Origin of the sequence: Sphingomonas sp. NIBR02145 (genome assembly GCF_027359115.1) — a bacterium.
Classification (GTDB): Bacteria; Pseudomonadota; Alphaproteobacteria; order Sphingomonadales; family Sphingomonadaceae; genus Sphingomonas; species Sphingomonas kyeonggiensis_A.
In genome coordinates this window covers 2,288,374-2,302,422 of the sequence record NZ_CP114791.1, presented here as the reverse complement: position 1 = coordinate 2,302,422, position 14,049 = coordinate 2,288,374, and the positions used below count along the sequence as shown (strand labels likewise).

13 protein-coding genes are annotated in these 14,049 nt (G+C 67.9%); 4 read left to right on the top strand and 9 right to left on the bottom strand.

The features are described from left to right. Positions 1–7: 7 nt before the first annotated feature. The 6 genes from O3305_RS10120 to O3305_RS10095 all read right to left on the bottom strand — a co-directional run bounded on the left by O3305_RS10120 (position 8) and on the right by O3305_RS10095 (position 7,350). Entirely contained in the window at positions 8–604 is a 597-nt protein-coding gene (locus tag O3305_RS10120; RefSeq protein ID WP_269576278.1) for a hypothetical protein, read from the bottom strand. Positions 605–627: 23 nt separating this feature from the next. Further along, complete coding sequence (locus O3305_RS10115; RefSeq protein ID WP_269576277.1) at positions 628–1,917, bottom strand: hypothetical protein; 1,290 nt, start codon at positions 1,915–1,917, stop codon at positions 628–630. Positions 1,918–1,934: 17 nt separating this feature from the next. Continuing rightward, on the bottom strand, positions 1,935–2,423 hold the full coding sequence (locus tag O3305_RS10110; RefSeq protein WP_184168772.1) for a hypothetical protein: 489 nt from the start codon (positions 2,421–2,423) through the stop codon (positions 1,935–1,937). A 72-nt stretch (positions 2,424–2,495) separates the two neighbouring features. Beyond that, positions 2,496–5,267, bottom strand: coding sequence for a hybrid sensor histidine kinase/response regulator (locus O3305_RS10105; RefSeq protein WP_269576276.1), 2,772 nt, complete (start codon positions 5,265–5,267; stop codon positions 2,496–2,498). Then, complete coding sequence (locus tag O3305_RS10100; RefSeq protein WP_269576275.1) at positions 5,264–5,995, bottom strand: response regulator; 732 nt, start codon at positions 5,993–5,995, stop codon at positions 5,264–5,266. The genes O3305_RS10105 and O3305_RS10100 overlap by 4 nt, the downstream gene beginning before the upstream one ends. A gap of 242 nt (positions 5,996–6,237) precedes the next feature. Next, positions 6,238–7,350: an NADH:flavin oxidoreductase gene (locus O3305_RS10095; RefSeq protein ID WP_269576274.1), complete on the bottom strand. Its 1,113-nt coding sequence runs from the start codon at positions 7,348–7,350 to the stop codon at positions 6,238–6,240. Positions 7,351–7,449: 99 nt separating this feature from the next. Between O3305_RS10095 and O3305_RS10090 the strand changes: the two genes are divergently transcribed. After that, positions 7,450–7,821: a winged helix-turn-helix transcriptional regulator gene (locus O3305_RS10090; protein WP_269576273.1), complete on the top strand. Its 372-nt coding sequence runs from the start codon at positions 7,450–7,452 to the stop codon at positions 7,819–7,821. A gap of 171 nt (positions 7,822–7,992) precedes the next feature. On the opposite strand, the gene O3305_RS10085 is transcribed toward O3305_RS10090, so the two are convergent. Continuing rightward, positions 7,993–9,540, bottom strand: a complete 1,548-nt coding sequence (locus tag O3305_RS10085) for a DHA2 family efflux MFS transporter permease subunit (RefSeq protein WP_269576272.1) — start codon at positions 9,538–9,540, stop codon at positions 7,993–7,995. 167 nt (positions 9,541–9,707) lie between these two features. Here O3305_RS10085 and O3305_RS10080 point away from each other — a divergent pair, with 167 nt between their 5' ends. From O3305_RS10080 to O3305_RS10070, 3 genes are read left to right on the top strand one after another with little or no spacing between them, the layout of a single operon-like run. Then, positions 9,708–10,205: a TetR/AcrR family transcriptional regulator gene (locus O3305_RS10080; protein ID WP_269576271.1), complete on the top strand. Its 498-nt coding sequence runs from the start codon at positions 9,708–9,710 to the stop codon at positions 10,203–10,205. Next, on the top strand, positions 10,202–10,621 hold the full coding sequence (locus O3305_RS10075; protein ID WP_269576270.1) for a PaaI family thioesterase: 420 nt from the start codon (positions 10,202–10,204) through the stop codon (positions 10,619–10,621). The genes O3305_RS10080 and O3305_RS10075 overlap by 4 nt, the downstream gene beginning before the upstream one ends. Beyond that, positions 10,618–11,709, top strand: coding sequence for an HlyD family secretion protein (locus O3305_RS10070; protein ID WP_269576269.1), 1,092 nt, complete (start codon positions 10,618–10,620; stop codon positions 11,707–11,709). The genes O3305_RS10075 and O3305_RS10070 overlap by 4 nt, the downstream gene beginning before the upstream one ends. 269 nt (positions 11,710–11,978) lie before the next feature. Here O3305_RS10070 and O3305_RS10065 read toward each other — a convergent pair whose 3' ends face one another. Together O3305_RS10065 and O3305_RS10060 are read right to left on the bottom strand one after the other, a co-directional pair. Next, positions 11,979–13,484, bottom strand: coding sequence for a hypothetical protein (locus tag O3305_RS10065; RefSeq protein ID WP_269576268.1), 1,506 nt, complete (start codon positions 13,482–13,484; stop codon positions 11,979–11,981). Between the two features lie 203 nt (positions 13,485–13,687). Beyond that, complete coding sequence (locus tag O3305_RS10060; RefSeq protein ID WP_269576267.1) at positions 13,688–13,930, bottom strand: hypothetical protein; 243 nt, start codon at positions 13,928–13,930, stop codon at positions 13,688–13,690. Positions 13,931–14,049 lie beyond the last annotated feature (119 nt).

Below are 14,049 nucleotides of genomic sequence, written 5' to 3'. Positions count from 1 at the left end.
ATGCGGGTCAGCGCATCGGATAGTCGTTCGAGACCTGGTCGGCGCCGCTGTTGCGGATGCGCAGCGTCACCGGGTTAAGGTCCTTCGAGTCCGGGAAGAGCAGGCGGAAGCGGGCGGTGTCGCGGCGCTGCATGCCGTTGGTACCCGGATCGCGCTCCAGGCCGGCGGCGGTGCCGGTGACCTTGTCATCGTAGAGATTGCCGTCGTCGCGGATCGACTGGCCGTCGGCGTCGATCAGGAACGCGTCGATTTCCGAGGCGCGCATGCCGATATGGTCCGTCTCGGCGCGGACGGAGACGATCGCCTGCCAATGGCCGTCCGGCCCCTGGGCAAGCTCGTCCACCTTGAACGACCAGATGCCGTAGCGCTGCCAGCTGCCGGCACCGGCGGGCACGCCCGGTCCGGCGGGGCCGGAACTGTCCGGGCCCTTGGCGCTGGAGGCGAGGTCGATCAGCGTTTCGGCAACGCGCTCTACAGTGCCGTCGCGGCTGTCGCCGCCCACCATCGTGGCAGCGGTGCTCTTCACCAGCTTCTTGAGGAAGGACTGGGCGTGCGCGGGCTCGGCTGCGGTCAGCAGCAGGACCGCGGCGATCACATATTTCATCGAATGACCTTTCGTCTGCGGGCTCAGCGCATCGCGAAGTCGCGCGAGACCGGGCGATAGCCGGTGTCGGCGATGCGCAGCCTGGTGGGGTGGAGATCCTTTGATTCTTCGAAGAGCAGGCGGACGCGGATCGTGTCGCCCTTCTGCATCCATTGCGTCCCGATGATCGGCTCGAGCGACTTGGCGGGGCCAGTCACCGAGGGGCGATAGAGGCGGCCTGCCTGGCGGATCACTTCGCCGTCATTGTTGATCAGCGACATCTCGATCTGGGCGGAGGCCATGCCGATGCGATTGGCTTCGGCGCGGACAGAGATGATCGCCTGCCAGCTGCCGTCCGGTCCCTGCCGGACCTCGTCGACCTTAAAGGACCAGAGGCTGCCATAGAGCTGCCAGTTGCCGGCACCTGCGGGAACGCTCGCGCCACCCGGGCCCGGAGCGGGAACCGGGGTGGGGACGGGCGATGGCGCGGGTGCCGGCGGTGGCGCCGGAGCTGGTGTCGGGGGGGATGGCTCCGGCGTTGGCTGTGGCGTGGGTTGGGGCTTGGGTTCGGGGGCGGAAAGCGGCGACATCCAGGACGCGATCACGCTGTCGCCGGTAGCGAGCTCGAGCACGCTGGCCGCGAACGGCACCGATCCGAACGGAATGGAATAGGTCTGGGTCTCGCAGACATTGATCGCGCGGCGGCCGAGCATGGTCTCGCCGCCGGTGCTGCGCGCTCGGGATGCCATCGCCTTCTGGCCGTTGGCGCCGCGCAGCGTGCCGGTCATCGCCGAGAAGTCGAGCAATTGCGCCTGGTCGGAGACGTTCTGGAACTCGATCACCGCCACGGCGCCTTCGCCGTCACGGGCCAGCGACACGCGGCTGCTCCACAGCCAGCCGCCCGAATGGCGCGACATCGACGTCTTGCCGGTGACGCGGCAGGCGGAATAGGGCGCCGGGGCCATGCCGGGGCGCGTGATCGTCCCGCTGATCCGGCTGTCGTCGAAGCTGAACTCGGCCGCGCCATTTTCCATCAGGCTGGAGCCCGCATAGGCCTGGAAGCTGCCGGCCACGTGCCCGGCGCGGTCGAGCGGGCCGCCAATATCCTGGGTGATCGCGCTGCCATCGGGCGCAAAGGTCTGGAGCGACAGCGTGTTGCCCGCGGAGCGGTGCGCCTGGCCCTGGAAGCCCTGGTTGGAGCGCCAGATGGTGTTGTCGATCAGGCGCATCGTGTTCAGGTCGGTCGCGCTCGGCGCATAGTCCTGGGCGGCGGCAGGCGCGGCGAGGGCGATGCCGGCAAGGGCAATGCCGGCGGAGAACAGGGGCTTGGACATGGCGGGTCTCTCGGAAATCAGGCGGCGAGATGCGCCATGCGGGCGGCGGCGAGCATCGAGGCCCAGCCCTTCACCGTCATCGAGGCGCGATAGGCGTCCTGCATCTCGGCGGTGAGGATCTCGAGCATCAGCGCGTTGTCGACCCAGACCTCGATCACGTCGAACACGCCGCCGCGGCTGACCGTCTCGACATGCCAGGATTCGCGCCGGGCGACCGCGTGCACCGCCGCTTCGTCGAGCGGGGTGGCGACCGCGGCATGGAACGGGCTGAACCGGTTGGAGTGGATCGCGAAGCGCTCGCGCACGCCGTTGCCGCTGAAGCTCGGCTCGAGCTGCCAGCCCCGGGCATAGACTTCGATCGCGGTGCCGTTCTCGTCGCCGGCAAAGGCGATCCAGCTATCGTTGCCGATCGGCGGGAAGGGCATGGCAACGCCGCCCATGATTTCTGCGAGCGCAAAGGCGGTGGCCGCCGGCGCGTCTGAGGAGATCGAAATGTGGAACAGCATGGTCTTCACTCATCTGCTTGGGATGAGCATGGACTAGGAGACCGCTGTTTCGCCCTGACCTCGCTTCCGGCCCTATCGGGTTTCAATTGTTTCGCTGGCGGATGCTTCGGCGAGCACCGCCTCGACCGCGGCGCGGATCTCGGCCGGGTCGAAGGGCTTCTCGATCACCGGCCGGCCGATCTCGGCGGCGCGGCGGCTGGTGTCGCCGGCGAGGATGTCGCCGGTTAGGAACAGGAAGCGTTCCCCCTGGCCGGCGCGTGCCGCCGTGGCGCGGCGCCAGGTCTCGAACCCGTCCATCCCCGCCATCCGGACGTCGCAGACCACCACATCGAACCAGCCGGCGGCGATCTCGGCCAGCGCCGCCTCGCCGCCGTGCACCACGCGGATCGCGGCGCCAAGCGGGCGCAGGCATTCCTCGATCAGTTCGGCGACATCGGCCTCGTCGTCGACGATCAGGATGCGGCCCCGGCTGCCGCCCGTCGCCGGACGCGGCGCCTGGCGGGTACGCACCGGCGCCACCGGCTCGACCGGCAGGGTTATGCGGAACGCCGCGCCGCCGCCTGCCCCGGATACCAGCTCGAGCGCGCCCTCATGCGCCTCGACGATCCCGCGCGACACCGACAGGCCCATGCCCGTGCCTTCGCCAACCGGCTTGGTGGTGAAGAAGGGCTCGAAGATCCGGCGGCGGACGGCATCGGGCACGCCGGGGCCGGTGTCGCGCACCGTCAGCAGGATGCGGCCGGCGGCGTCTCGCGCCGTCTCGATCCGTACCTCGCGCGGGGCGCAGTCCGGCAGCGCCGCCAGCGCATGCTGGGCATTGATCAGCAGGTTGATCACCACCTGGACGAGCTGGTCGCCATCGGCGCTGGTGCCCGGCAGGCCGGTATCCAGGTCGAGCACCAGCTCGATGCCGGCGGTGCGCAGGCCATAGCCGGTGATCTCCAGCGCGTCGTTGACCAGCGCGTTGATGTCGACCGCGCTGCGCTCGGGCGCGCTGCGCCGGGCCATGGCGAGGAAGGTCCGCACGATCCGCCCGCACCGGTCCGCCGCCGAGCGCAGCTTCTGCAGCGCGCTTTCATGCGGCGTGCCGGCGAGCTGCTCGGCCAGCACCGTCGAGCGGCCGAGCACCACCGCCAGCGGATTGTTGAGTTCGTGGCTCACCCCCGCAAGCAGCGAACCCAGCGCGGTCATCTTCTCGCTCTGATGCAGCGCCTCGCGCTGGCTGGCGACTTCCGCCTCGATCCGCCGACGCTCGGTGATGTCGCGGATGAACACCACGATCAGCGCGCGACCGCCCTGCTGCAGCCGGCGGGCCTGGAGCTCGGCGGGGAAGCGCCGGCCGCGCACGCCGCGCGCCTCGAAGGGCCACGCATCTGCCATGCTCTCGCCGTCGAAGCGCAGCGCGTCGCCGATCGGCTCGGCTTCCTTGGCCGGGGCGATCAGATCGGGCAGGGGGCGGCCTATGCTGGCGACGCCCGTGGGCGCGAACATCCGGGTAAAGGCCATGTTTGCGCTGACCACCCGCAGATCGGCGTCCGCGAGCACAACCGCGTCGAACGCCGCGTCGAGCACCGCCGAGGTGGTGGCGTGCGCCTCCTCCAGCCGGGCCACCGCGCCGCGCTGGGCGGCGAAGGCGGCGTCGATCGCCGCAAGGGTAGGGCGCCACAGCCGCGAGACTTCGGGCGGAGTGCCGGTGCCCGAGCGCTCGATATGCCCGGCCAGGCGGAAGGCGGGGGCGAGCACCCGGCGCAGCACATACCAGGCGACGAGGCAGAGCAGCGCGTACAGCCCCAGCATCACCGCGAGCAGCGCGCCGAGCCGGAAGAGCACCTGGCGGGTGACATTGCCCATGTCGGCGATGGCGATCACCCGCAACGGCGTATCGCCGATCGCCTGGGCACGTACCACGCGCTTGCCGGTGAGCACCCCGCGCGGCGGCTCGCCATCCGGATCGAAACCCAGGAAATCGCGGACCTCGGTCCCGGCGGTCTTCGCCTTGCTGAACGGTCCGGCCGCGAGCGGAATGTCCGCCGCGCGCGACGTGGCGATCACATGCTCGTTGCCGTCGACCAGGGTCAGCTCGACACCCGGCACCGGCTGGTTGCGCAGGATCTCGCGCAGGTCATTGGCCCATACGTCGATCCCCACCATCATCCGGTACTGGCCATCGACCCAGACCGGGGCGAGCAGCGATACCAGGCGTCCGTCGCCCCGGATCACCCGGCCGGCGCGGGTGCGGCCGGTGTAATTGTCGCGGTAGACGGCGGTCCATAGCGGCGGGGCCGTTTCCGGCCGGTGCGCGACCGACTGGATGAACTGGTGGGTCGCGGGATCGAAGACCTTCCGTGCCATCGCCCGGGCCATGGCGAGATGCTCGGCATCGGGCAGCCTGGGATAGTTGGCGGCGAAGCCGGTCCGCGCCGACATCACGTAGCTGAGCGCGATGTCGGGCGCGGCGGCATGGACGCCGGCCAGGGTGAGCCACAATTCCTCCACCACCGCGCGATCGGTGACGATATCGGCCGGCGTGCCGCTGACCGAGCCGCGATAGCCTAGCGTGTTGCCGCGCACGCCCTGTGTCGGCACCGCGCCGCCGCGCTCGATCGCCTGATAGGCATATTGGGCGCTGGAGCGCAGCGTCAGCACGCGCTGGTTGGCGGCGGTGACCAGTGCGGCGATCTGGTTCTCGGTCGCCCGCGCGCCGGTGGCGGCGACGCGCAGCTGGCGGTCATATTCGGATTTAACCACCCAGGTCGCCACCGCGACGAGCAGCAGCCCGATCGACACCACCGCGGCGACCAGCGCCTGGGTGGTGCGCCTGCCGCGAGGGGCAGCTTCGCTCATTCGCCTTCGGGCACCAGCATATAGCCTTCGCCGCGCACGGTGCGCAGGATGCGGGGGAAGGCGGGGTCGACTTCGATCTTCTTGCGCAGCCGGGCAACGCGGATGTCGATCGACCGGTCGAACGGGTCCCAGCGGCGGTGATGCGCCAGTTCGAGCAGCTGGTCGCGGTTCAGCGCACGGCGGGCATGGGTGATGAACACATAGAGCAGGTCGAACTCCATGGCGGTGAGCGGCACCTGCTCGCCGGCATCGTCGAACATCTGCCGCGTTTCGACATCGAGCACGCATTTGCCGATCCGCATCCGCGCCGGCGGCCGGCCGTGGCGGTTGACCGGCGCCATCGTCCGCCGCAGCACCGCCTTCACCCGCGAGCGCAGCTCGGCGGGATCGAACGGCTTGGCGAGATAATCGTCGGCGCCCATCTCCAGCCCGACGATCCGGTCGGTGGTCGATCCCATCGCGGTGAGCATCAGCACCGCGGCGCTGCTCTCGGCGCGCAGCCAGCGCGTGAGCGACAGCCCGTCCTCGCCGGGCATGGTGATGTCGCAGACGACCAGGTCGGGGCGGAAGCTCGGCACCAGCTTGCGCAGCGCGGCGCCGTTCGCGGCGGATTCCACCTGGTATCCGCAGCCGGCCAGGAACTCGCTTACCATGTCGAGCACGTCGGGATCGTCATCGCAAACGATGATCCGCGCCGCCACGCCCGCCTGAGGTTCGCCGTCCTTCACATGGCCACGATACCCAATTCCGGCGGGAGCCGCACCGGGCAGTTTTGTTTCAATTGTACCGGGTGCGGGCGACCGGTTCCCGGTCGCCCGCTGGGTACTTAGTCTATCAAGTTCCCCGGCGAAGGCCGGGGCCCAGGTTCGGCCAACTATCGATGGCGCGGGAGCCTCACGAACGACATTGCAACTGGGCCCCGGCCTTCGCCGGGGAACAGCTATGCGCAAGGGCTCCCGCGTTCAGTCGCTCAGACGAGCTCGCCCAATGCCGAGCGATCGAAACCCTTCAGGCTGCCGGTATCGCCGGTGCGGATCTTCTCGGCCCAGTGCGGGTCGCTGATCAACGCGCGGCCAACCGCGATCAGGTCGAACTCGTCACGCTCCATCCGCTTGACCAGCTTCTCGATGCCCGTGCTGGTCGAAGCCTCGCCGCCGAACGCCGCGATGAACTCGCCCGACAGGCCGACCGAGCCGACGCTGATCGTGGTGGCGCCGGTGAGCTTCTTGGCCCAGCCCGCGAAGTTCAGCCCTTCCTCGCCGTCGATCTCGGGGAATTCGGGCTCCCAGAAGCGGCGCTGCGAGCAGTGGAGGATGTCCACGCCGGCATCGACCAGCGGCTGCAGCCAGTCTTCCATCAGCTGCGGCGTCTCGGCCAGCCGGGCGGCGAAGTCCTGCTGCTTCCACTGGCTGACGCGCAGCGCGAGCGGATAGTCGGGGCCCACTGCGGCGCGGACGGCTGCGATCACTTCGCCGGCGAAGCGGGCGCGCTCCCTGATCGAGGCGCCGCCATAGCGGTCCTCGCGCTCATTGGTGCCGCCCCAGAAGAACTGGTCGATCAGATAGCCATGCGCGCCGTGCAGTTCGACCAGGTCGAAGCCCAGCCGCTTGGCATCGGCCGATGCGCTGGCAAAGGCAGCGACGGTGTCGGCGATCGCTTCTTCGGTCATCACCTCGCCGCGCGGGGTGCCGGGCCCGAGCAGGCCCGACGGACTCTCGACCGGGCTCTCCGGCTCCCAGCCGCCCTGGCTCTTGGTCGATCCGGTGTGCCAGATCTGCGGGCCCATCTTGCCGCCGGCGCCGTGCACCGCGTCGATCACGCTCTTCCAGCCGGCCAGCGCCTGCTCGCCATGGAAGAAGGGGATGCCGCCTTCGTTGCGCGATGCCGGGCGGTTGATCACCGTGCCTTCCGACAGGATCAGGCCGACGCCGCCTTCGGCCCGGCGGCGATAATAGGCCGCGTTCGGCTCGCCCGGAATGCCCTCGGGCGCGAAGCTGCGGGTCATGGGAGCCATGACCATGCGGTTCTTGAGGCTCAGGTTGCCGCGCTCGAAGGGTCGGAAGAGGATATCGCTGTCGGGCATAGGAAATGAAATCCGTGTTGGTTGGACGCGACTAGGTATATCATGTAAACTTGGGTGCAAGAACGCACCTGCTGTCGACCAGGTATATCGGAGGAAACCTTGGACCATTGCGACCCCCGGCATTTCTCGGCCGGCTGCCCCAGCCGCGAGCTGATCGACCAGATCGCCGACAAATGGTCGATGATGGTATTGGCCGTTCTCGATGGCGGGCCGCTGCGGTTCAACGCGATCAAGCGGCATTTGGAGGGGGTGACCCAGAAGGCGCTTACCCAGTGCCTGCGCCGGCTCGAGCGCAACGGCATCGTCGTGCGCCGCGTGCTGCCGCTGTCGCCGGTGGCGGTGGAATATGAGATCACTCCGCTCGGCCGTTCGCTCCAGCCGCCGTTCAAGGCGCTGTACCGCTGGACCTTCGAGAATCTCGGGATGGTCGAGGAAGCCCGCCAGGCCTTTGACGCTCGGGCGGTGGCTTAGGGTATTCAAGATTCCCCTCCCTGCAAGGGAGGGGTTAGGGGTGGGTTAGAAAAGGTCGGGCTCGATGCCCGGCCTTTTCTTTTTCGGGTGCCGTCTCGCTGGGCGCGCCCGGAAGACCGGGCCCGCAACCCACCCCCGACCCCTCCCTTGCAGGGAGGGAAGAAGGGCACGCTACCCCAGCTTCGGCCGCCGGCAGAACGGCACCAGCACCAGCGCCGCCAGGAACAGATACGCCATCAACCGGAACACATCGTTGAACGCCAGCGTCATCGCCTGGCGCTGCACGATATGCCCGGCGACGCCCTGCGCCATCAGCAGCGCTTCGGCGCGGTCGGGCGTGTAGCTGCTGGCATAGGCGGCGAGATTCTCGATCAGCTCGCTGCCGGTGCGTCCGGCCACGCCCAGCGCCTCGCCCAGCCGCAGCATGTGGATACGGGCATTGTCCTGCAGCCAGGTGTTGACCAGCGCGATGCCAATCGCTCCGCCCAGGTTGCGCATCAGGTTGAACAGGCCGGAGGCATAGCGCAGCTCGGGTCCTTCGAACCCGGCCAGCGCCAGGTTCACGCTCGGCACGATGCACAGCATGATCGCGAAGCTGCGCACCGCCTGCGGCCAGAGCAGGGCGTGGAAGCCCCATTCGGGCGTCATGAAGCTGAACAGCCATAGTCCGGCGGCGAACAGGCTCAGGCCAAAGGTTATCATGATCCGCGGATCAAGGCGTTGGGAGAGGCCGGCCGCGATCGGCACGCCGAGCATCTGGACGATGCCGGCGATGAACACGGTCGTGCCGATCTCCGACGCGTTGTAGCCGCGCACCGTGCCGAGGAAGACCGGGACCAGATAGGTCGCCGAATAGATGCCGAAGCCGATCACCAGGTTGAACACGCAGGCGAAGACGAAGGTCGGCTTGCGGAAGGGGGAGAGGTTCACGATCGGATTCTCGGAGCGGAAGGAGCGCTCGAGGAACAGCAGCAGCGCGACGAAGCTCAGCCATGCGCCGGTGGCGATTTCATGGTCCTGGAACCAGTCGTTCCGCGGGCCTTCCTCGAGCACATATTCCAGCCCGCCGAGGAAGATCGCCATCGCGATCAAGTGTACCCAATCAATCCGTTTGAGCATCGAAAGCTTGGACTGGTCGACCCGGATGAACAGCAGCGAGAGCGTCGCCACAACCGCGCCGGGGAGTATGTTGACGTAGAAGATCCAGCGCCAGCCCATGGCGTCTGTTATCCATCCACCCAGAGTAGGCCCCAAAGTTGGCGCCAGCACGGAAACCATGCCGAGGATCGCCGGGATCATCGCGCGCTGCTTGCCGGTGAACATCGCGAAACCGGTCGCGAACACCGTGGGGACCATCGCGCCACCCACGAAACCCTGGAGCGCGCGGAAGGCGATCATCGATTCGATGCTCCAGGCGAGGCCGCACAGCGCGCTCGCCAGGGTGAACAGTCCGGCCGAGAGTGCAAACAACCAGCGCGTGGAGACTGCTTGTGCAAGGAACGCGGCGAAGGGGATCATCACCAGCTCGGCCATCAGATAGGCGGTCTGCACCCAGCTGATCTCGTCCGAGCTGGCCGAGAGCCCGGCCCGCACTTCGTTGAGTGAGGCGGCGACGATCTGGATGTCGATCAGCGCCATGAACTGGCCGAACGCCATCACCCCGAAGATCAGGAACTTGCGGCTGTCGGGCAGCGCCTGCGGGTCGATCGTCTGCGCCATCCGGGGCCTCTTGAACGGGTGCGAGGATGATTATATGATGTGCGTCATATAAAGCAAGGACGGCCCGGGAAATGCGCTATGCGCCTCAACATCGCCAACTTACGCGTCTGAAGATTCTGAAGGAGGCCGCCGCTGCGATCCGGGCCAAGGGGCCGGAGGGCGTCGGGGTGTCCGCGCTGATGAAGCAGGCCGGCCTCACCCATGGCGGCTTCTATGCCCATTTCCCCTCCAAGGACGCGCTGGTCGCCGAGGCGATCGGGGTGATGTTCGAGGAGGCGCGCAATCGCTTCGACTGGGCGTTGGCCGAGGCCGATCCGCGCGCGGCGCTCGACAAATATGTCGGCTTCTATCTCTCGCCGCTCCACCGCGATGCGCGCGGCCGGGGCTGCCCGGTAGCTGCGCTGTCGGGCGACATGGCACGGCTCGAACCCGCAGCCCGCGAGCGTTTCGGCCAGGGCAGCACCGCCCTCGCGCAGCGGCTGGGCGAGGTGCTGGCGAGGCACGGCATCGCCAATGCCCCGGCGGCGGGCCGTTCGATGCTGGCCGAACTGGTCGGCGCCCTGCTGCTCTCGCGCACCGCCACCGATCCGGCGGAATCCGACGCGATCCTCGCCGATTCCGCCGCGGCGATCCGGGCGCGCTATCAACTGGAGGCAAAGGCATGAACGGGCTCGAACAGGTGCAGGCGCTGCTGGCCGCCGGCAAGCAGCCGCCGATCGGCGAGACGCTGGCCTTCTCGCTGGTGGAGGTGGCCAAGGGCCATGCGGTGTTCGAGGGCGTGCCCGACAGGCGAGCTTATAATCCGCTCGGCACCATCCATGGCGGCTATGCCGCGACCCTGCTCGATTCCGCCTGCGGCATCGCCACGCACAGCGCCCTGCAGGAGGGGCAGAGCTACACCACGCTGGAGCTCAAGGTCGCCTATCACCGCGCGATGACCGAGCAGACCGGGCTGGTCCGTGCCACCGGCACGGTGATCTCGATCGGTCGCCGCGTCGCCTTCGCCGACGCGAAGCTGACCGATGCCGAGGGGCGGTTGCTTGCCTCGGCAACTTCCACGCTGCTGGTGATCAGCCAGTGAGCGAGCAGGTCGAAACCAAGCCGCGGCGCAAGCTGCCCAAGGTTGCGGTGGCGGGAGGCGCAGCCGTGCTGGTCGCCGCTGCGGGTGTGCTGTGGATCGCCAGCCCGGCATCCAGCGAGACGACCGACAATGCCTATCTCCGGGCCGACAGCACGATCGTGTCGGCACGGATCAGCGGGCAGATCGCGCAGGTGCTGGTCCGCGACAACCAGGAAGTGAAGGCCGGCGAGCCGCTCGTCCGCATCGAGGATCACGAGTTCGCCGCCAGGCTCGATTCGGCCCGCGCAGCGGTGCGGGACGCGGATGCCGATGTTGCCGCCGCCCTGGCGGCGATCAAGTCGCATGGGGTCGAGACGCAGCTGGCTGGGGCGAATGTTGCGGTGGTGCGGACCGGTATTGCTTCGGCCAATGCCGAGTTGCAGCGGGCCGAGGCGGATGATTTTCGGTATCAGGCCTTGCTAGCGGAGGGATTCGCAACGCGGAGGGACGCCGAGCGGATCCGGGCCGTCCTGATCGATGCGCGGGCCAAGGCGCGGCAAAGCGGCGCGAGCCTGGCCGCTTCGCAGGACAGCGCCGGCGTGACCATCGCGCGCAAGGACAGCCTGCTCGCCGAGCTGGAAAAGGCCCGTGCCGGCGCCGAGCGCGCCCGCGCCGCGCTGAGGCTGGCCGAGCAGGACGAGGGCTATACCCTGATCCGCGCGCCCATCGGCGGTGTGATCGGCAACCGCCGCGCCCAGGCCGGCGACCTGGTCCAGCCGGGCACCAGGCTGCTGACGCTGGTGCCGAGCCGCCAGCTCTATGTCGTCGCCAATTTCAAGGAGACCCAGACCGCGCGCATGCTCACCGGCCAGCCGGCCAAGGTGCATGTCGACGCGCTGGGCGGCGACGCGCTGACCGGCCGGGTCGAGAGCTTCGCGCCGGGCTCCGGCTCCGAATTCACCCTGCTGCCGTTCGAGCCGGGATCGGGCAACTTCACCAAGATCGTCCAGCGCGTGCCGGTGCGCATCGCGCTCGACCCGGGCCAGCCGGCGCTGGCGCGGCTGCGGCCGGGCCTGTCGACCACGGTGACGGTGAAGCTGGCGCGCTGAGGCGTTTCCCACGGACTCAAAGAGCGGCCGGGCACCAGGCCCGGTTGCGAGAGCCAAACAGACGAAACCCTACATTGCAAGCAGACCAGGCGGCGGTGCCGCCTTGGGGCAAGCAGACCAGGCGGCGGTGCCGCCTTGGGGCAAGCAGACCAGGCGGCGGTGCCGCCTTGGGGCAAGCAGATCAGGCGGCGGTGCCGCCTTGGGGCAAGCGGACCAGGCGGCGAGGCCGCCACAGGGCGCAGGGAGATCACGCCCTGTGGCGGGCAGCCCTATTTCAGCAGGTACCAGGCGCCGATCGCGGCGGCGACCGTGTTGAACGGCTGAAACAGGTTGTTCCCCCAATCATTGTCGAGCGTGCCCGAATTGGTGGCCATGTTCACGATATGGGGATCCTGCCGGGCCGGATTGCCGAAGGCGGGATCGGCGCGGCAGGTGCGCATCACATAGCGCCAGAAAACGCCCGAACCCGAGCCATAGTCGTTCGAGTCGCCGCTGATCGGCGAGGAATTGGTGGGATCCAGATAGGGCCCGACCATGTTGGGCTGGCTCCAGTTGGATGCCGGCATGTTGTAGAAGACGCCCTGCAGCAGGTCGGCGGGAATGCTGCCGGCGTCGGGCAGATTGGCGCCGGGAAGCTGGGCGTACTGGGCGAGCGCCCCCATGATGAGCCCCTGATCCCCGCCCCAATAGGCATTGGGGAAATAGCCCTCGACCGGCGGGCAGCCGCCGGTGTCGAACGGCGCGTAGGTGGGCGTGCGCTCATGTACCAGCTTGCCGTGCGCGAACTCGGTCGCCAGCGAATCGCTGCCGGTCAGGTTCAGCCAGCTTGCCAGGAAGGCCGCCACCTCGTCCGCCTTCTGGCGATAGGTCTCGACCGATTGCAGCCGGTCCCATGCCCCGCCGCTCAGCTTCTCCGTCGCCTTGCGGCTGGCGGCGGCGATCAGGCTGCAGCAGAAGGAGAGGTAGAGCCCCGACATCAGCGTGACCTGGAACACGCCGAGCGTGTTGTTTGCCGGATTGGGATCGCTGGCGTCCGGGCCGTCATCGACGGGGAAGGGCAGGGTGGAGAAATCATATTGCCAGCAGCCGCCCGGGAAGCGCGGCACCGCCCAGACATCCACCATCTGGTTGGTGAAGATCTTGTAGTCCGCATTCTGGCGCGGCGTGCCCTGGCCATCGGCGCCACGTTCGATCAGCGCCCAGCTGTTGCGCGTGCCGATATGGAGCTGCCCGCGCGCGCTGAGGATTTCCCTGGTGAACTTGACCCAGTTGCTCTGGAGCGCGCTGTTCGCCCAGATCGCGTCCGGAATGCGGTTCGCGATCGTTGCGAAATCGCCGTCATCGACCAGCCCCCACAGGTCGATCGCCGCTGTCTGGAAGAACTCCAGCTTGTCGCCGAAGACCTCGGTATAGTCCGGATCGAACGCCTTGGACGCGGCGATTCCCCACCAGGACCAGTCGTCATACCAGGCCGCCATCAGGCCGACGATGCCATATTGATAGCCATGGACCGCCTTGGCGACCAGGGCTTCCATCAGCTTCGCGCTGTCCGGATCCAGCTCGCCCGCTTCCTTCAGCGCGAGGAAATAATCGAGCACCGTGTCGAACACGCAGCCGACCTGCCAGAAATTGGGATATTCCGCCTCCAGCGAGAACTGGCCGGCCTGGCTTGCGAAGGCGTCGGCCAGGCTTCCTTCGTCGCCGATCTTGCCCATTGTCTTCTTTGCGAAATCGATGAACTGCGAAACTTCGAGTTTCGGATCAGCAAGAACCATGGTCGTTGCTCCCATCAGACGATTGGCTGGAAAAATCGACAGGTCGATATTTTCAAATGGTCGCATCGATCATTTGGGCTGTCCATTGACTCATCGGTCCGTAATGACTGGATCGACTGCAGGATGCTGTATTCAAGGCAAGAAAAAACCCGCACGGCATCACCGCGCGGGCTTTTTGTTCGACGGCTGTTGGCCGGTGCGGCTCAGCGTGCCTTTTGCGCGACCTGCACCGCGCACCTGGTGCGCACCGGTAGGGCGGACTTGCCCGCCTGGTGATGGGGCTGGGCCTGGGGGCAGGCCGGCTTGTCGCGCATCCGCCAATGGGTGGCCGTGGACTTGCCCGAGGGCGCCCAGACCAGCTGGTGGGTCTCGTGCAGCGACTGGGCCTGGGCGGCCGGCGCGAAGGCGAGGACGGAAGCCGCAACGGCGGCAAGGGCGAGTTTCATGCTATCTCCTTCAGATATTCGCAGAGATAGCGTCGGCGCCGATACCGTGTTTTGCGCGCCTGTAAGGAAGGTTTTCCCGTACGTTACGAAGCGCTGCCCGTCCGTGACAAAGCATTGCC